This window comes from Mycobacterium sp. NGS51 (assembly GCF_059812525.1).
Map to the genome: position 1 here is coordinate 247,338 of NZ_JCALCV010000005.1, position 17,799 is coordinate 265,136.

The window sequence follows — 17,799 nt, forward strand, 5'->3', positions numbered from 1 at the left end:
CCAGTCGAGGCTCATTACACCTCTTGAACAGTTGTCGGCAAAATGTAACACTGGACTCATGCCCGATACCCATGTCGTCACCAACCAGGTCCCGCCGCTGGAGGACTACAACCCGGCATCGTCACCGGTTCTGACCGAGGCGCTGATCCGCGAAGGCGGGCAGTGGGGCCTCGACGAGGTTACCGAGGTCGGCGCGATTTCCGGCAGCGCCGAAACCCAACGGTGGGGCGAGCTGGCCGACCGCAACCGGCCGATCCTGCAGACCCACGACCGCTACGGCCACCGTGTCGACGAGGTGGAGTACGACCCCGCCTACCACCAGCTGATGCGCACCGCGATTGCCCACGGCCTGCACGCCGCGCCGTGGGCGGATTCCCGGCCCGGTGCCCATGTTGTGCGAGCCGCCAAGACCGGCGTGTGGACCGCCGAGCCCGGTCACATGTGCCCGATCTCGATGACCTATGCCGTCGTGCCGGCGCTGCGGTGCAACCCTGAGCTCGCCGACATCTACGAACCGCTGCTGACCAGCCGCGAGTACGACCCGGACCTGACAGTGCCGACAACCAAAGCCGGTATCACCGCAGGCATGTCGATGACCGAAAAGCAGGGCGGCTCTGATGTGCGTGCCGGCACCACCCAGGCCACCCGCAACGCCGACGGCAGCTACCGCCTGACGGGTCACAAGTGGTTCACCTCGGCGCCGATGTGCGACATCTTCCTGGTGCTCGCACAGGCACCCGATGGCTTGTCGTGCTTCCTGCTGCCCCGGATGCTGCCCGACGGCACCCGCAACCGCATGTTCTTGCAGCGGCTCAAGGACAAACTCGGCAACCATGCCAACGCCTCCAGCGAGGTCGAGTACGACGGCGCCACCGCCTGGTTGGTCGGGGAAGAGGGCCGCGGGGTATCGACCATCATCGAGATGGTCAACCTGACTCGGCTGGACTGCGCGCTGGGCAGCGCCACCAGTATGCGCACCGGGCTGACCCGTGCCGTCTATCATGCCCAGCACCGCAAGGCTTTCGGCGCCTACCTGATCGATCAGCCGCTGATGCGTAATGTGTTGGCAGACTTGGCTGTCGAGGCCGAAGCAGCCACCATGGTGGCGATGCGGATGGCCGGCGCCACCGACAACGCGGTACGCGGTGACGAGAGCGAGACGCTGCTGCGCCGCATCGGACTGGCCGCGACCAAGTACTGGGTATGCAAGCGCGCCACCCCGCACGCCGCCGAGGCGATGGAATGCTTGGGCGGCAACGGCTATATCGAGGACTTCGGTATGCCCCGGTTGTACCGCGAAGCGCCGCTGATGGGCATCTGGGAGGGCTCCGGCAACGTCAGCGCCCTGGACACGTTGCGCGCCATGGGAACCCGCTCGGAATGCGTCGACGTGCTCTTCGCCGAGTTGGCCAACACCGCCGGCCACGATCCACGGCTGGACGCCCACGTCGACCGGCTCAAGCCACAGTTGGCGGATCTCGAGACCATCCAATACCGGGCCCGTAAGATCGCCGAGGACATCTGCCTGGCGCTGCAGGGTTCGCTGTTGGTGCGGCACGGTCATCCGGCTGTCGCCGAGGCATTTCTGGCCACCCGGCTCAGAGGACAGTGGGGCGGCGCCTACGGAACCATGCCCACTGGGTTGGATCTCGCGCCGATTCTCGAGCGTGCAATGGTCAAGGGATGACGCACGCGATCAGACCGGTCGACTTCGACAACTTGAAAACGATGACCTATGAGGTCACCGACCGGGTTGCCCGAATCACTTTCAACCGGCCCGAAAAGGGCAACGCGATCATCGCCGACACCCCGTTAGAGCTGTCAGCGCTGGTCGAGCGCGCGGACCTCGACCCCAACGTGCACGTGATCCTGGTGTCGGGTCGGGGCGAAGGATTCTGCGCCGGCTTCGATCTCAGCGCCTACGCCGAAGGCTCGTCCTCAGCCGGTGGCGGCAGCACCTACAAGGGGACCGTGCTCGACGGCAAAACCCAGGCCGTCAACCACCTGCCGAACCAGCCCTGGGACCCGATGATCGACTACCAGATGATGAGCCGGTTCGTGCGCGGGTTCTCCAGCCTGATGCACGCCGACAAGCCCACGGTGGTCAAGATCCACGGTTACTGCGTGGCCGGCGGCACCGACATCGCGCTGCACGCCGACCAGGTGATCGCCGCCTCCGACGCCAAAATCGGCTACCCGCCGACCCGGGTGTGGGGCGTGCCGGCCGCCGGACTGTGGGCGCACCGGCTCGGTGACCAGCGCGCCAAACGTCTTCTGCTGACCGGTGATTGCATCACCGGCGCCCAAGCCGCCGAATGGGGACTGGCGGTTGAGGCGCCCGACCCGAAAGATCTCGACGAACGCGCCGAGCGACTCGTCGAGCGCATCGCCGCAGTGCCGGTCAACCAGCTCATCATGGTCAAGCTCGCACTCAACACCGCGCTGTTGCAACAAGGTGTGGCGACCAGTCGGATGGTCAGCACCGTGTTCGACGGCGTGGCCCGGCACACGCCCGAAGGCCACGCGTTCGTCGCCGATGCGGTCGAGCACGGCTTCCGCGACGCGGTCCGGCACCGGGACGAGCCCTTCGGGGACTACGGCCGCAAAGCATCTGAGGTGTAGGCGATGCCCAGGACGCTGGCACGCATGACAGCCCGGTCGGTGGTGTTGTCCGTGCTGCTCGGCGCTCACCCGGCCTGGGCCAGCGCAGCCGAATTGATCAGGCTCACCAGCGATTTCGGTATCAAGGAAACCACGTTACGAGTGGCGCTGACTCGGATGGTCGGCGCCGGAGACCTGATCCGGTCGGCCGACGGCTACCGGCTCTCCGACCGGCTGTTGGCCCGCCAGCGCCGTCAGGACGAGGCGATCAGCCTGCGCGTGCGGCGCTGGCATGGCGACTGGACCATGGTGATCGTCACCAGCGTCGGCACCGACGCCCGCAGTCGCGCCGATCTACGAAACACTCTGCACGACAAAAGATTCGGTGAGCTACGCGAAGGGGTATGGATGCGCCCCGATAACCTCGACCTCGAACTGAAGCCAGACATCCGGGACCGGGTACGGATCGTGAAGGCTCGCGACGACGCGCCCGCCGAGCTGGCCGGCCAGCTGTGGGACATGCCGACGTGGGCACGGGCCGGTTATCGCATGCTCGACGAGATGTCATCTGCCACCGACGTTCCCGCCAGGTTCACGGTGGCCGCCGCGATGGTGCGCCATCTGCTGAGTGACCCTATGCTGCCGGCTGAACTGCTACCCGCGGATTGGCCGGGCGAGAGGTTGCGGGCAGCCTACAACGACTTTGCCGCCGAACTGACCGCGCGGCGCGACGGTATCCGATTAGTGGAGGCGACATGAGTGATCCGGTGCGTGCCGAGCGCAGTGGGCCGGTTACCACGGTGATTTTGAATCGGCCGGAGGCCCGCAACGCCGTCAATGGCCCGACAGCCGCCGCCCTGTTCTCCGCATTCGAAGAGTTCGACCGGGATGACGCCGCATCGGTGGCGGTGCTGTGGGGCGACCACGGAACATTCTGCGCGGGAGCGGATTTGAAGGCGTTTGGCACTACTGACGCCAACGCCGTGCACCGGAGCGGACCCGGTCCGATGGGGCCCACGCGGATGGTGTTGTCCAAACCGGTGATCGCCGCGGTCAGCGGCTATGCGGTAGCAGGTGGGCTGGAATTGGCGTTGTGGTGCGATCTGCGGGTCGCCGAGGAGGACGCGGTGTTCGGCGTGTTCTGCCGCCGTTGGGGAGTGCCGCTGATCGACGGCGGCACCATCCGACTGCCGCGTCTGATCGGGCACAGCCGGGCGATGGACATGATCCTGACCGGTCGCGGCGTCGATGCCACCGAAGCCCAGGCGATCGGCCTGGCCAACCGCGTCGTGCCCAAAGGACAGGCCCGTACAGCCGCCGAGGAGCTGGCAGCGCAGCTGGCCGCACTGCCGCAGCAGTGCATGCGATCAGATCGGTTGTCGGCGCTGCACCAGTGGGGGATGGTCGAATCAGACGCGCTGGACTATGAATTCGCCAGCATCTCCCGCGTCAAGGCCGAGGCGACGGCAGGAGCGGGCCGCTTCGCAGCCGGCGCCGGCCGGCATGGCGCGAGCAGCTAACCCTCGTTGACCTTGTTGCCCGAGCCGAGGTTCTCGACCGTCGGCTTGCCGTTTTTGTAGCTGATGGTGTTGTTGAAGCCGACGATATTGAGTTGCTTGTCGATCTTGTCGAAGGTGATTTTGTTGTCGGCGCCGCCGATGCTGACCGTCGAGCACGTGCCTTTGACGGTCAACTTGTTGTTGGAGCCGCCCACGTTGAGCGATTTCCCGTCACCGCAATCGAGATCCGTTGTGGTGCCGAACGATCCGTAGTTGATAACGTTCCCGAGCTCGAACTGTGCACCTGTGCTTTCGGTCGTGCTCGTCGTCGACGGTGTCGCGTTCTTGTCATTCGACCCGCAGCCGGCCAGCCCGAACGCGGCCAGCGCGGTGACGGCGAGCGCCCCGGCTACCGATGCCCGGGAGCGGCCCCCGGTGTACGCGTGCATTTCTCCTCGATTCGTCCGGGTGGTGGGTGAACGTCAATCAGCGTCCGCAGACTTTCACACTGCGGCGCGATTGATGCGGTTGGTCATGCCCAGTTCACGGCCGCGGTCCCAGATGACCGGGTCACCGTTGTGGAAGTACACCGTTTCGTCAGTGCCGTAGACGGTGATGTCGTTGATGACCGTGTCGGCGACGATGGTGTTGCTCGTACCCATCACCGTCACCGCCCAGCAGGTGCCCAGCGCGTTGACCGTGTTGAACGTCCCGTTGACGATCAGCGTCGCATTGTTGCAGTCCACCGTCGTCTCGACGCCTTCTCCGGTGATGTGGGTGTCGCCGTTTTTGGCGTGTGCGGCCGGCGCTCCGACCGCCAGTACGAGCGGGATGGTGATCGCGCAGGCGACCAATGTTCGGCCCAGGCTTATCGATTTCACCGCGGGGTCCTCTCGCCATGGCGCGTGATTGCTCGACTGAGCCTACGTGCCTTGTCCTAGGTGGTGGCCGGCTTCCTCCATTTGCCGATGGGTTTGATGGTCCGGAGTTGTTCTCGGGCCTACCTCCGACGGCCCGCGTCGTCGCCGGACTAGAGTTCTTCGCTGACCCTGGTGCATTGCAAAAGACGGGTCGACGTGAACCGAAGGGCGATCGCCGTGGCAGCTGAACCGGAACCACAGGTTGGTCGGTCGCGTGCCGCCGGCAAGTCTGCAGCCCGACCAACCAAACTCAGCCGCGAGATCATCATCAACGCCGCACTGACCTTCCTCGACCGGGAAGGCTGGGACGCGTTGACCATCAACGCGCTGGCCACCCAGTTGGGCACCAAGGGCCCGTCGCTGTACAACCATGTGCACAGCCTGGAAGATCTGCGCCGCACAGTGCGGACGCGGGTGATCGACGACATCATCACCATGCTGAATCGAGTCGGTGAGGGCCGCGCCCCCGACGACGCGGTCCTGGTCATGGCGGGCGCCTACCGCAGCTATGCCCATCACCACCCCGGTCGGTATTCGGCGTTCACCCGGATGCCACTCGGCGGCGATGACCCCGAGTACGCCGCAGCCACCAGGAGCGCCGCCGCCCCGGTGATCGCGGTGTTGTCGTCGTACGGCCTCGACGGCGAACAGGCCTTCTACGCGGCATTGGAGTTCTGGTCGGCGTTGCACGGTTTCGTGTTGCTGGAAATGACCGGCGTCATGGACGACATCGACACCGACGTGGTGTTTTCCGACATGGTGCTGCGGCTGGCGTCCGGAATGGAGCGCCGCAGCAGATAAGCGCGGCAGTAGGTAGGCCGGGCCAGGCGGCCCCTAGACTCGTGGAGAATCTGCACCCGATCCACGGAGCTGTTGTCACCATGCCCGAGGAGTTCCAGCTTGAATCCGCTACCCATCTCGCCGTCGTCTTGGCCTGGCTGGCCGGGGCCACCGTCGGTGCCTACCTGCTGGGCTGGGGGGTGTCTTGGCTGTTGCGCCGCATCGGCCGGCGCAGCGACTTGATCCAGGACGTCGACACCCTGACCCGCCGATCGTTTCGCGCCCTGCTCATGGTGATCGCCGCACACATCGCGGTGGACGCGACCATCGATGCGTCGGTGTCCTGGCGGGACAACGTCGATCACCTGCTGCGCATCGTGACGATCGCGGCCACCACCTGGCTGTTCGCCAGTCTGGTTCAGGTCGCGGAGCGGCGCACCATCGCACGCTTCGCCGGCGGTGACGCCGGTATCGCCGACGCCGACCGGCAGCGCCGACGGATCCGGACCCAGGCCATGACGCTGCGGCGGCTGGCGATCGCCATCCTGATCGTGCTCGGGGCCGCCGCGGCGCTGATGACTTTCCCCTCGTTCACCCAGGTCGGCAAGACGCTGTTCGCCTCGGCCGGGGTGCTATCGGTGGTGGCCGGTCTTGCCGCGCAGACCTCGCTTGGCGCGGTGTTCGCCGGGATGCAGATCTCGTTCTCGGATGCGATCCGGGTCGGCGACGTGGTGGTGCTGGAAGGCGAGTGGGGCCGCATCGAAGAGATCACCTTGACCTACGTGGTGGTCCAGATCTGGGATCAGCGCCGACTGGTGCTGCCCACCACGTACTTCACCACCAAACCCTTCGAGAACTGGACGCGTTACTCGACCGACCTGCTCGGCACGGTGGTCTTCGATGTGGACTTCACCGTCCCGGTGGACGAAATGCGTGCCGAGCTGCAACGCCTGCTCGCCGAGAACGAACTGTGGGACGACCGCTCGGGCTCGCTGGTGGTGCTCGACGCGGTCGGCGGCTTTCTGCGGGTGCGGGTCACGCTCAGCGCGTCGAACTCCGGTGATCTGTTCACCCTGCGATGCGCGGTGCGCGAAGGCCTGGTCGACTGGCTGCAACGCACCCACCCGGGCGCGCTGCCGCGCTGGCGGTTCGAAGGGCCGCACTCGGGCAGCGACGCCGAACTGGTGGGGGCCGGCAACGGCCGCGGCGGGGCGCAATAGCGTCGCCGCGGAGCACAATAACGTGGGCCCGGGCGGGCCGCAGCCGAGGCTGGTCGTCGCCGCTTTGACCTGCTCGACTAGCGGCGGGTATTGTGGATACTCGCGCCTGGCGGCGTAGGGCGCCTTGGGGACGTAAGGTGCGCACGCCGGGCCAATTCGCATGTCCATGACGCTACGGATTGAATCCGGGGCAGACGCGTGCGACACACCCGGCCGCGGGGTACTGCGGCAGGGCATAACAGCAGGACAGAGACGGAAAAACAGAAAGCCGGTAGATGCCAACCATTCAGCAGCTGGTCCGCAAAGGGCGCCGCGACAAGATCGGCAAGGTCAAGACCGCGGCCCTCAAGGGCAGCCCGCAGCGCCGTGGCGTGTGCACGCGCGTGTACACCACGACCCCGAAGAAGCCGAACTCGGCGCTTCGGAAGGTGGCGCGTGTCAAGCTGACCAGTCAGGTTGAGGTCACGGCCTACATCCCCGGCGAAGGCCACAATCTGCAGGAGCACTCGATGGTCCTGGTGCGCGGCGGCCGGGTGAAGGACCTGCCGGGCGTGCGCTACAAGATCATCCGCGGCTCGCTGGACACCCAGGGCGTCAAGAACCGCAAGCAGGCTCGCAGCCGTTACGGCGCCAAGAAGGAGAAGGGCTGATGCCGCGCAAGGGTCCCGCGCCGAAGCGCCCGCTGGTCAATGACCCGGTCTACGGGTCGCAGCTGGTTACTCAGCTGGTGAATAAAGTTCTCCTGCAAGGGAAGAAATCGCTGGCCGAACGCATTGTTTATGGTGCGCTCGAGCAAGCCCGGGACAAGACTGGCACCGATCCGGTGATCACTCTCAAGCGGGCTCTGGACAACGTCAAACCGGCCCTGGAGGTCCGCAGCCGTCGAGTCGGTGGCGCTACCTATCAGGTGCCTGTCGAGGTGCGGCCGGAGCGGTCGACCACGCTGGCGCTGCGCTGGCTGGTCAGCTTTTCCCGGCAACGCCGGGAAAAGACCATGGTCGAGCGGCTGGCAAACGAGATCCTGGATGCCAGCAATGGTCTTGGAGCCTCCGTCAAGCGGCGTGAGGACACCCACAAGATGGCCGAGGCCAACCGCGCCTTCGCGCATTATCGCTGGTAGGGAGCCGCAGCGGCGACCATCTGGCAGCGTCGCCGGAGGCGAGAACGACAGCTAACCAAGCAACCGAAAGAGTGGGAAGACTTCTGTGGCACAGAAGGACGTGCTGACTGACCTGAGCAAGGTCCGCAACATCGGCATCATGGCGCACATCGACGCCGGCAAGACGACGACCACCGAGCGGATCCTGTACTACACCGGCGTCAACTACAAGATCGGTGAAACGCACGACGGCGCCTCCACCACCGACTGGATGGAGCAGGAGCAGGAACGCGGCATCACCATCACCTCGGCGGCGGTGACCTGCTTCTGGAACGAGAACCAGATCAACATCATCGACACCCCGGGCCACGTCGACTTCACCGTCGAGGTGGAGCGCAGCCTGCGGGTGCTCGACGGTGCGGTCGCGGTGTTCGACGGCAAAGAGGGCGTGGAGCCGCAGTCCGAGCAAGTGTGGCGCCAGGCCGACAAGTACGACGTGCCGCGGATCTGCTTCGTCAACAAGATGGACAAGATCGGCGCCGACTTCTACTTCACGGTGCGCACCATCGAGGAGCGCCTGGGCGCCAAGCCGCTGGTCATCCAGCTGCCGATCGGCGCCGAGCACGAGTTCGAAGGCATCGTCGACCTGGTCGAGATGAACGCCAAGGTGTGGCGCGGCGAGACCAAGCTCGGCGAGACCTACGAGACCGTCGAGATCCCCGCCGACCTGGCCGACAAGGTCGAGGAGTACCGCACCGCGCTGCTGGAGATCGTCGCCGAGACCGACGAAGAGCTGCTGGAAAAGTACCTGGGCGGCGAGGAACTGTCCGTGGCCGAGATCAAAGCAGCGATTCGCAAGCTGACGGTGGCCTCCGAGCTCTACCCCGTGCTGTGCGGCAGCGCGTTCAAGAACAAGGGCGTGCAGCCGATGCTCGACGCGGTCATCGACTACCTGCCGTCGCCGCTGGACGTCGAATCGGTACAAGGCCATGTGCCCGGCGATGAGAGCGAGATCATCACCCGCAAGCCCAGCACTGACGAGCCGTTCTCCGCGCTGGCATTCAAGATCGCGGTGCACCCGTTCTTCGGCAAGCTGACCTACGTGCGGGTGTACTCCGGGAAGGTGGAGTCGGGCTCACAGGTCATCAACGCCACCAAAGGCAAGAAGGAGCGGCTGGGCAAGCTGTTCCAGATGCACGCCAACAAGGAGAACCCGGTCGACACCGCGTCGGCCGGCCACATCTACGCGGTGATCGGACTCAAGGACACCACCACCGGTGACACGTTGAGCGACGCCAACCAGCAGATCGTGCTGGAGTCGATGACGTTCCCCGACCCGGTCATCGAGGTGGCCATCGAGCCCAAGACCAAGAGCGACCAGGAAAAGCTGAGCCTCTCGATCCAGAAGCTGGCCGAAGAGGACCCGACGTTCAAGGTGCACCTGGACCAGGAGACCGGCCAGACGGTGATCGGCGGCATGGGCGAGCTGCACCTGGACATCCTGGTCGACCGGATGCGTCGCGAGTTCAAGGTCGAGGCCAACGTCGGCAAGCCGCAGGTGGCCTACAAAGAGACCATCCGCCGCAAAGTGGAGAGCGTCGAGTTCACCCACAAGAAGCAGACCGGCGGCTCGGGTCAGTTCGCGAAGGTCATCATCACGCTGGAGCCGCTCGTCGACGGCGAAGAGGGCGCGACCTACGAGTTCGAAAACAAGGTCACCGGTGGCCGCATCCCGCGGGAGTACATCCCGTCGGTGGACGCCGGCGCGCAGGACGCCATGCAGTACGGTGTGCTGGCCGGCTACCCGCTGGTCAACCTCAAGGTGACCCTGCTCGACGGCCAGTACCACGACGTGGACTCGTCGGAGATGGCGTTCAAGATCGCCGGCTCCCAGGCGCTGAAGAAGGCGGCCGGACAGGCGCAGCCGGTGATCCTGGAACCGATCATGGCCGTCGAGGTCACCACCCCTGAGGACTACATGGGCGACGTGATCGGCGACTTGAACTCCCGCCGTGGTCAGATCCAGGCCATGGACGAACGCAGCGGTGCGCGCGTGGTCAAGGCGCATGTGCCGCTGTCGGAGATGTTCGGCTACGTCGGCGACCTGCGGTCGAAGACACAGGGTCGGGCAAACTACTCCATGGTGTTCGACTCGTACGCCGAAGTACCGGCGAACGTGTCGAAGGAGATCATTGCGAAGGCGACGGGCGAGTGATTTCGCCCGGGGAGTAACCTTGCCCGGTCACTACCGCGGCACAAGTGAAGAAACCAACACTGCTTTAACAAGCACCAACAAGTCCAGGAGGACACAGAAGTGGCGAAGGCGAAGTTCGAGCGGACGAAGCCGCACGTCAACATCGGGACCATCGGTCACGTTGACCACGGCAAGACCACGCTGACCGCGGCTATCACCAAGGTCCTGCACGAGAAGTTTCCCGATTTGAACGAGTCGCGGGCATTCGACCAGATCGATAATGCGCCCGAGGAGCGTCAGCGCGGTATCACGATCAACATCTCTCACGTGGAGTACCAGACCGACAAGCGCCACTACGCGCACGTCGACGCCCCGGGCCACGCTGACTACATCAAGAACATGATCACCGGCGCCGCGCAGATGGACGGCGCGATCCTGGTGGTCGCCGCCACTGACGGTCCCATGCCGCAGACCCGTGAGCACGTGCTGCTGGCGCGTCAGGTCGGCGTGCCCTACATCCTGGTCGCGCTGAACAAGGCTGACATGGTCGACGACGAGGAGCTGCTCGAGCTCGTCGAGCTGGAGGTCCGTGAGCTGCTGGCTGCCCAGGAGTTCGATGAGGACGCCCCGGTCATCCGGGTGTCGGCGCTCAAGGCGCTCGAGGGCGACGAGAAGTGGGTCGAAGGCATCGTCGAGTTGATGAACGCCGTCGACGAGTCGATTCCGGACCCGGTCCGCGACACCGACAAGCCGTTCCTGATGCCCGTCGAGGACGTCTTCACGATCACCGGCCGTGGCACCGTCGTCACCGGCCGTGTCGAGCGCGGCGTGATCAACGTCAACGAAGAGGTCGAGATCGTCGGCATCAAGCCGACCAGCACCAAGACCACGGTCACCGGTGTGGAGATGTTCCGCAAGCTGCTCGACCAAGGTCAGGCCGGTGACAACGTCGGTCTGCTGCTGCGCGGTATCAAGCGTGAAGACGTCGAGCGCGGCCAGGTCGTCACCAAGCCCGGCACCACTACGCCGCACACCGAGTTCGAGGGCCAGGTCTACATCCTGTCCAAGGACGAGGGCGGCCGGCACACGCCGTTCTTCAACAACTACCGTCCGCAGTTCTACTTCCGTACCACCGACGTGACCGGTGTGGTGACGCTGCCGGAGGGCACCGAGATGGTGATGCCCGGTGACAACACCGACATCGCGGTGAAGCTGATCCAGCCCGTCGCCATGGACGAGGGTCTGCGCTTCGCGATCCGCGAGGGTGGCCGCACCGTCGGCGCCGGCCGGGTCACCAAGATCGTCAAGTAGTTTCGACCAAAAGCACAGAGCCGATCGCAAGCGCGGCGCAGCCGGGCGCAGCGGGTCGGCGACCAAAAGCACAAGCGGCGCTCATCCGAAAGGGTGGGCGCCGCTTTGCGCCATTCGACAGTGCCGACCGGGTCATCGCGAGCGTGACCCGGCTGGGCAACATCACCGCACGCAAGCTCGTCGTCTTAGTCGACCCCGCGACGCAGAGATTCCAAATCGACTGGGAGCGCAGCGCTTTGGTCAATGGTCTGGTTCCAGCGCAATTCACTGTGGCAGAAGACAACAAGACGTACGATTTGAGCGGGCAGGCCGGGCCGCTGATGGAGATCCTGCAGATCCTCAAAGCCAATAACATTCCGGTGAATCGGATGCTCGACGTGCGGTCCAATCCTGTGCTGCGGCAGCAGATTCGGGCGGTGGTGCGGCGGGCGGCAAGCCGGACCGCAGAAGACGCAGCCGTTGACGGCCCGTCGGCCGCGGGATCGCCGGCTGCGGTGATCGCACCGGTGCAGTCCATCGGGGAGCGGTTGCAGGAACTCGAGACGCTGCATGCTTCCGGCGCGCTAACCGATGCGGAGTACGCCAGCAAGCGCGCCGAGATCATCGCCGAGATCTGACCCTCAGCTGTTCCGGCTGGGCCTGTCTAGAACACGTTTCAGTTCCGCTGCTAGCCTCATCGGCAGTTGGTGAAAGGGGTGTCCGTGACTACAGCAGCGGGGTCTTTGCAAGGACGCGTCGCGTTCGTCACCGGCGCTGCCCGGGGACAGGGCCGCGCTCACGCGGTCCGATTGGCGCGCGAGGGCGCCGACGTCATCGCCCTGGACATCTGTGCGCCGGTATCCGAGAGCATCACCTACCCGGCAGCCACCCCTGAGGATCTCGCCGAGACAGTCCGCGCGGTGGAGGCCGAGGGGCGGAAGGTGCTGGCGCGTGAGGTGGACATCCGTGACAGCGCGGCGCTGCAGCAGTTGGTGGCCGACGGCGTCGAGCAGTTCGGCCGGCTCGACATTGTGGTGGCCAACGCGGGTGTGCTGAGCTGGGGCCGGGTTTGGGAAATCACCGAGGAGGAATGGGACACCATCATCGGTGTCAACCTCTCCGGTACCTGGCGCACCGTCCGCGCGGTGGTGCCGGCAATGATCGAGGCCGGTAACGGCGGGTCCATCGTGGTGGTCAGCTCGTCCGCCGGGCTGAAGGCCACTCCCGGCAATGCCCACTATTCGGCGTCCAAGCATGGCCTGGTCGGGCTGGCCAACGCCTTGGCCATCGAACTGGGCGAGTTCGGCATCCGCGTCAACACCATCCATCCGTATTCGGTCGACACCCCGATGATCGAGCCGGAGATGATGATGAAAATCTTCGCCGAGCACGGGCACTATGTGCACAGCTTCCCCCCGATGCCGGTGCAGCCCAAGGGGTTTATGACCGCAGACGAGGTCGCCGACGTCGTGGCCTGGCTGGCAGGCGACGGATCAGGGACATTGTCGGGAACGCAAATTCCGGTCGACAAGGGCGCCTTGAAGTACTAACGCAGGGCGGCCCACCATTCGTCGCCGCGATCGTGTATGAACTCCACGTGACTACTAGCGAGGGGGGCAAGGGCCCCGCAAACGGAATCGTGGTCGTCGGCGGGGGGCTCGCTGCGGCTCGGCTGGCTGAACAGCTTCGCCGGGCGGAGTACACTGGCCCGCTCACCATCGTCAGCGACGAAGCGCATTTGCCCTATGACCGGCCGCCGCTGTCAAAGGAGGTATTGCGCAGCGAGGTCGACGACGTGACGCTCAAACCGCGTGAGTTCTACGACGAACGCGAGATCACCCTGCGTCTGGGTTCGGGGGCCACCGGTCTGGACACCGCGGCACAAACCGTGACGCTGGACGACGGGACGGTGCTGGGCTACGACGAGCTCGTCATCGCGACCGGGCTGGTGCCGCGGCGCATTCCGGCGTTTCCCGATCTGGAAGGCATCCGTGTGTTGCGCTCATTCGACGAGTGTCTGGCGTTGCGCAGCCACGCGTCTGCCGCACACCGTGCCGTCGTCGTCGGTGCCGGATTCATCGGCTGTGAGGTCGCGGCAAGCCTGCGCGGTCTGGGGGTCGAGGTGGTGCTGGTGGAGCCGCAGCCGGCGCCGCTGGCGTCGGTGCTAGGCCGGCAGATCGGTGAGTTGGTGGCACGGCTGCACCGTGCGGAGGGTGTCGACGTGCGTACTGGCGTCGGGGTCGCGGAGGTTCGCGGTAGTGGCCACGTCGAAACGGTCGAGCTGACCGACGGCGCTGAGGTGGCGGCTGATCTGGTGGTGGTCGGGATCGGTTCCCGGCCGGCGACCGAGTGGCTGGAGGGCAGCGGCATCGAGGTCGACAACGGCGTGCTCTGCGACATGGCCGGGCGCACCAGCGTGCCCAACGTGTGGGCGCTCGGCGACGTCGCCTCGTGGCGCAGCCCGGCGGGACACCAAGTGCGAGTAGAACATTGGAGCAATGTCGCTGAGCAGGCTAGGGTCGTGGTGCCCTCGATGCTTGGCCGAGATGTCCCGTCGAACGTCGTGGTCCCGTACTTCTGGAGCGACCAATACGACGTCAAGATCCAGTGCCTGGGCGAGCCGCACGCCACCGACACCGTGCACCTCGTCGAGGACGACGGCCGCAAGTTCCTGGCCTATTACGAGCGCGACGGTGCGGTGGTCGGCGTCGTCGGTGGTGGCATGCCCGGCAAGGTGATGAAGACCAGGGCCAAAGTCGCTGCGAGTGCGCCGATCTCGGAAGTCCTGGGCTGATCCCCCCTGCGCGAGCGTGCGTGTCCCCGGCCGACACGCCGAACTAATCTCCGGGTTTACGCACGCTCGCGGGAGGGGCTGGAACGTCTATTGCCAGGTGACCGGCGGACCGTGCGGCGAGCAGTCGGCCAGTATCCGACCTTCACCACTGGGCCAGCTGCGGGCGCGCAACAGAAACTCCACCGGGCTGTCCGGTGTTCGCCGTTGCGGCTCCAGCGTGAGGTGGACAAACGGCGACTCGGCTCCGGCCTGGGCGGCCACCGCATCGATGCCGACGTCGACGGCTGCTTGCTCGTCGCGGGAGAGATACTGCCTCGTGATGGAGTGCCACAGCACCGTCGTCGTGCCCGGCGTCACGGTAAGACCGGCGACGGCCGCACCGGCCCGGCAGCTCGTCAGCGGAGCAGCGACGCGCCGAGCGACGCTGATCGCCCCGCGCAGCCGCTGCAGCCGGAGGGGCATATCGGGCCACACGTAGCTCAGCAACGTCAACTCGCCGTCGCGGCCGGTGGCGTCGACCGGCGCCAGGTCATAGCCGTGGCGTTCGACGATCTGCAACCTGCCCGGCGGAGGCGGTTGACCTCGCCACGCGTCGTCGATGGTCACCGGCGAGTCGCCGGGTCCCCATTGCCCGCCCGGGTAGCGATACCGGTAGTAGTCGGCCCGCAGGTTCAGCCCGGCGCTGCAGCCGATCTCGAAAAGCCGTACTGGTAAGCCGAATTGGCGAGTCAGGATCAGCAGCGCCCCGATCAGCGCGGCCGAGCGGCCCACCTCGTTGGTCTGCGGTGGCTGATCGAGCGCGGCGCGCAGCCCGTCGGCATGGTCGGCGGCGACCCGCACGATATCGGGCCAGGCCGCATCGGCATCCCAGTGGCCGCCGGTGCTGGGATACCAGCGCCGCAGCACCGGTGCGCGACCGTCGAGCACCAGTCGGTGCAGGCCGCCGAGCAGTCGTAGCGGCACGGCCAGCCGTGCGGGATCGTGTTCATGGCCGGAAAGGATGTCGGCAAAAATTCCCGCGGCGTTGACGTCGCCACCTACCCGACTGAGCAGGTCGCCGTACATCGGCGAGCCCAGTTCGGCACAGGCTTGGCCCTGCACCCGGAGCGACCGCAACAGCGGGGTGTCGCTGTTCACGGCTTCAGCCGGTCCAGTCCGGCGCGGACGACGTCGAATGCGCCGGCGAGCGCCTGGGGTAACGACACTGACTCGTCATCCAGCCATTGCTCATAGGCGCTCAGCGCCACCCCGAGCATCATCCATGCAATGGTCTGCGGCAACAGGTCAGACGGCTTGGCGCCGGACCTCCGCGCCACGAAGTCTGCAATGACTTCTCGCCAGCCGGCATACATCGTCATCGAATACGCTTGCAGCTCAGCAGTTTGCAGGATCACTCGCATACGCTGACGGTGCCGGACCGTCTCCGAGTCGTCGAAAGTGTTGAACGCCAACAAGGCTGTGCGCAGCGCTTCGCCCAGCGGCACGTCCGCATCGACGTGGTCGAGCAGTTCGCGCAGGTGCTGAAGGTGGGCATCGAAATCACCCCAGGGGATCGCGTTCTTCGAGGCGTAGTAGCGGAACAGTGTGCGCCGGGCGATGCCCGCCGCCTGCGCGACATCGTCGACGCTCACCTCGTCGAACCCGCGGGCTGCGAACAACCCCAGGGCCACGTCGGTGATGTGGTGCGGGGTCGTCGAGCGGCGCCGGCCCACCCGCGAGTGAGGCATCATGACATCACCTTCCTGGGGGCCCTCTTCCGTTCTGGCACTCGATGCCATATTCTGGCCAAGATTGTGACCGGGCTGACACCCACTTGTCGAGCCCCTGACAACGAAAGGCCACACCATGGAGCCGAACCAGACCGACGTCGACACCGAGCTCGTCACCGAGACCCTGGTGGAAGAGGTGTCCATCGACGGGATGTGCGGGGTCTACTGAGCGTGCCCGCGGGCGAATTCAGCCCGGACACCGGCTGGCGGTTGCACCCACAAGTCGCCGTGCGGCCCGAGCCGTTCGGTGCGCTGTTGTATCACTTCGGCACTCGCAAACTGTCGTTTTTGAAGAACCGCACAATCCTGGACGTCGTGCAGTCGCTGGACGACCACGCCGACGTGCGAACCGCCTGCCGTGCCGCAGGGATCGACGACGCGCAGCAGCGTCCGTATGTGAACGCACTGAGTGTGTTGGCGGCCTCGAACATGCTGGTGCCCAGGGATCCAAAGGAAGTGAGCCAATGACAGCGGTCGTACCCCGGCTCGTGGAGCAATTCGAGCGCGGCCTGGACGCTCCGATCTGCCTGACCTGGGAGCTGACCTACGCCTGCAATCTGGCGTGCGTGCACTGCCTGTCCTCGTCGGGTAAGCGCGATCCGCGTGAATTGTCCACGCGGGATTGCCAAAACATCATCGACGAGCTGGAACGCATGCAGGTGTTCTACGTCAACATCGGCGGCGGTGAGCCAACGGTGCGACCGGACTTCTGGGACCTGGTCGACTACGCCACCGAACACCACGTGGGTGTGAAATTCTCGACCAATGGGGTGCGGATCACCCCCGAGGTCGCGGCGCGACTGGCGGCCAGCGACTACGTCGATGTGCAGATCTCCCTGGACGGCGCGACCGCGGAGGTCAATGACGCCGTCCGCGGTGCCGGGTCCTACGCCATGGCGGTACGGGCTCTGGAGAATCTGGCCGCTGCGGGATTCTCCGACGCCAAGATTTCGGTGGTCGTGACTCGCCACAACGTGGGCCAGCTCGACGAATTCGCAGCGCTGGCAAGCCGTTACGGCGCCACCTTGCGGATCACCCGGTTGCGGCCGTCTGGCCGAGGCGCCGACGTCTGGGACGACCTACACCCAACGGCTGACCAACAGGTCCAGCTCTACGACTGGCTGGTCGCCAACGGCGAGCGGGTGCTCACCGGCGACTCGTTCTTCCACCTGTCGGCGCTGGGCGAACCCGGGGCGCTGGCCGGGCTGAACATGTGCGGGGCCGGCCGGGTGGTCTGCCTGATCGATCCGGTGGGCGACGTGTACGCCTGCCCATTCGCCATCCACGATCGCTTTCTGGCCGGAAATGTGTTGTCCGACGGTGGTTTCGACAATGTCTGGAAGAACGCTCCGCTGTTTCGCGAGTTGCGCGAACCGCAGTCGGCCGGGGCTTGCGGCAGCTGTAACCATTACGACAGCTGCCGGGGCGGTTGCATGGCAGCCAAGTTCTTCACCGGTCTGCCGCTGGACGGGCCGGACCCAGAATGTGTGCAGGGCTACGGCGCGCCGGCGCTGGCCCGCGAGCGCGACAAGCCGCGTCCGGCCGGTGACCACTCCCGCCGCAGCCGGCCGGTGCCGTTGACGCTGTCGACGCGCCCACCGCAGCGACTCTGCAACGAAAGCCCGGTCTAGCC

19 protein-coding genes and 1 pseudogene are annotated in these 17,799 nt (G+C 65.8%); 16 read left to right on the top strand and 4 right to left on the bottom strand.

All coding sequences use genetic code 11. The features are described from left to right. Positions 1 to 58: 58 nt before the first annotated feature. The 4 genes from AC5Y5W_RS09060 to AC5Y5W_RS09075 are packed head-to-tail and all read left to right on the top strand — an operon-like array spanning position 59 to position 4,121. Positions 59 to 1,687, top strand: coding sequence for an acyl-CoA dehydrogenase family protein (locus AC5Y5W_RS09060; protein ID WP_500009816.1), 1,629 nt, complete (start codon positions 59 to 61; stop codon positions 1,685 to 1,687). Then, on the top strand, positions 1,684 to 2,622 hold the full coding sequence (locus AC5Y5W_RS09065) for a crotonase/enoyl-CoA hydratase family protein (RefSeq protein ID WP_500009815.1): 939 nt from the start codon (positions 1,684 to 1,686) through the stop codon (positions 2,620 to 2,622). The genes AC5Y5W_RS09060 and AC5Y5W_RS09065 overlap by 4 nt, the downstream gene beginning before the upstream one ends. 15 nt (positions 2,623 to 2,637) lie before the next feature. Further along, positions 2,638 to 3,360, top strand: a complete 723-nt coding sequence (locus AC5Y5W_RS09070; protein ID WP_500010011.1) for a PaaX family transcriptional regulator C-terminal domain-containing protein — start codon at positions 2,638 to 2,640, stop codon at positions 3,358 to 3,360. Beyond that, positions 3,357 to 4,121 carry a crotonase/enoyl-CoA hydratase family protein gene (locus AC5Y5W_RS09075; RefSeq protein ID WP_500009814.1) on the top strand — a complete coding sequence of 255 codons (765 nt, stop codon included), beginning with the start codon at positions 3,357 to 3,359 and terminating at the stop codon, positions 4,119 to 4,121. The genes AC5Y5W_RS09070 and AC5Y5W_RS09075 overlap by 4 nt, the downstream gene beginning before the upstream one ends. On the opposite strand, the gene AC5Y5W_RS09080 is transcribed toward AC5Y5W_RS09075, so the two are convergent. Further along, positions 4,118 to 4,549: a DUF3060 domain-containing protein gene (locus AC5Y5W_RS09080; protein ID WP_500009812.1), complete on the bottom strand. Its 432-nt coding sequence runs from the start codon at positions 4,547 to 4,549 to the stop codon at positions 4,118 to 4,120. The two genes, AC5Y5W_RS09075 and AC5Y5W_RS09080, sit on opposite strands and share 4 nt — an antisense overlap. A 54-nt stretch (positions 4,550 to 4,603) precedes the next feature. After that, positions 4,604 to 4,966, bottom strand: coding sequence for a DUF3060 domain-containing protein (locus AC5Y5W_RS09085; protein ID WP_500010010.1), 363 nt, complete (start codon positions 4,964 to 4,966; stop codon positions 4,604 to 4,606). Between the two features lie 231 nt (positions 4,967 to 5,197). Here AC5Y5W_RS09085 and AC5Y5W_RS09090 point away from each other — a divergent pair, with 231 nt between their 5' ends. From AC5Y5W_RS09090 to AC5Y5W_RS09130, 9 genes and pseudogenes are all read left to right on the top strand, one after another. Continuing rightward, entirely contained in the window at positions 5,198 to 5,821 is a 624-nt protein-coding gene (locus AC5Y5W_RS09090) for a TetR/AcrR family transcriptional regulator (RefSeq protein WP_500009810.1), read from the top strand. Between the two features lie 80 nt (positions 5,822 to 5,901). Next, on the top strand, positions 5,902 to 7,020 hold the full coding sequence (locus AC5Y5W_RS09095) for a mechanosensitive ion channel family protein (protein WP_500010009.1): 1,119 nt from the start codon (positions 5,902 to 5,904) through the stop codon (positions 7,018 to 7,020). 275 nt (positions 7,021 to 7,295) lie between these two features. Continuing rightward, positions 7,296 to 7,670: a 30S ribosomal protein S12 gene (gene rpsL / locus AC5Y5W_RS09100; RefSeq protein WP_003923350.1), complete on the top strand. Its 375-nt coding sequence runs from the start codon at positions 7,296 to 7,298 to the stop codon at positions 7,668 to 7,670. Then, on the top strand, positions 7,670 to 8,140 hold the full coding sequence (gene rpsG, locus AC5Y5W_RS09105) for a 30S ribosomal protein S7 (protein ID WP_499888383.1): 471 nt from the start codon (positions 7,670 to 7,672) through the stop codon (positions 8,138 to 8,140). Before rpsL ends, rpsG begins: the two co-directional genes overlap by 1 nt. Before the next feature lie 85 nt (positions 8,141 to 8,225). After that, entirely contained in the window at positions 8,226 to 10,334 is a 2,109-nt protein-coding gene (gene fusA / locus AC5Y5W_RS09110) for an elongation factor G (RefSeq protein ID WP_500009809.1), read from the top strand. 99 nt (positions 10,335 to 10,433) lie between these two features. Next, on the top strand, positions 10,434 to 11,624 hold the full coding sequence (gene tuf / locus AC5Y5W_RS09115) for an elongation factor Tu (RefSeq protein WP_500009808.1): 1,191 nt from the start codon (positions 10,434 to 10,436) through the stop codon (positions 11,622 to 11,624). A 95-nt stretch (positions 11,625 to 11,719) separates the two neighbouring features. Beyond that, positions 11,720 to 12,241, top strand: a pseudogene (locus AC5Y5W_RS09120) (SHOCT domain-containing protein); the annotation flags it as partial. 84 nt (positions 12,242 to 12,325) lie between these two features. Then, complete coding sequence (locus AC5Y5W_RS09125) at positions 12,326 to 13,153, top strand: mycofactocin-coupled SDR family oxidoreductase (protein ID WP_500009807.1); 828 nt, start codon at positions 12,326 to 12,328, stop codon at positions 13,151 to 13,153. Positions 13,154 to 13,185: 32 nt separating this feature from the next. Beyond that, positions 13,186 to 14,397 carry an NAD(P)/FAD-dependent oxidoreductase gene (locus AC5Y5W_RS09130; protein WP_500009805.1) on the top strand — a complete coding sequence of 404 codons (1,212 nt, stop codon included), beginning with the start codon at positions 13,186 to 13,188 and terminating at the stop codon, positions 14,395 to 14,397. A gap of 87 nt (positions 14,398 to 14,484) precedes the next feature. Here the strand turns inward: AC5Y5W_RS09130 and AC5Y5W_RS09135 are convergent, their stop codons facing one another. Together AC5Y5W_RS09135 and mftR are read right to left on the bottom strand one after the other, a co-directional pair. After that, positions 14,485 to 15,534 carry a DUF2332 domain-containing protein gene (locus AC5Y5W_RS09135; protein ID WP_500009803.1) on the bottom strand — a complete coding sequence of 350 codons (1,050 nt, stop codon included), beginning with the start codon at positions 15,532 to 15,534 and terminating at the stop codon, positions 14,485 to 14,487. Beyond that, positions 15,531 to 16,124: a mycofactocin system transcriptional regulator MftR gene (gene mftR, locus AC5Y5W_RS09140; RefSeq protein ID WP_500010008.1), complete on the bottom strand. Its 594-nt coding sequence runs from the start codon at positions 16,122 to 16,124 to the stop codon at positions 15,531 to 15,533. Before mftR ends, AC5Y5W_RS09135 begins: the two co-directional genes overlap by 4 nt. A 118-nt stretch (positions 16,125 to 16,242) precedes the next feature. Here mftR and mftA point away from each other — a divergent pair, with 118 nt between their 5' ends. Genes mftA through mftC form a run of 3 tightly spaced genes read left to right on the top strand, consistent with a single transcriptional unit; the run spans position 16,243 to position 17,797 of the window. Next, the gene (gene mftA / locus AC5Y5W_RS09145; RefSeq protein ID WP_499888372.1) at positions 16,243 to 16,335 is read left to right on the top strand and encodes a mycofactocin precursor MftA; all 93 of its coding nucleotides are present in this window, start codon (positions 16,243 to 16,245) and stop codon (positions 16,333 to 16,335) included. Further along, positions 16,320 to 16,634, top strand: a complete 315-nt coding sequence (gene mftB, locus AC5Y5W_RS09150) for a mycofactocin biosynthesis chaperone MftB (RefSeq protein ID WP_500009801.1) — start codon at positions 16,320 to 16,322, stop codon at positions 16,632 to 16,634. Before mftA ends, mftB begins: the two co-directional genes overlap by 16 nt. After that, positions 16,631 to 17,797 carry a mycofactocin radical SAM maturase gene (gene mftC, locus AC5Y5W_RS09155; RefSeq protein WP_500009799.1) on the top strand — a complete coding sequence of 389 codons (1,167 nt, stop codon included), beginning with the start codon at positions 16,631 to 16,633 and terminating at the stop codon, positions 17,795 to 17,797. Before mftB ends, mftC begins: the two co-directional genes overlap by 4 nt. Positions 17,798 to 17,799: the final 2 nt, after the last annotated feature.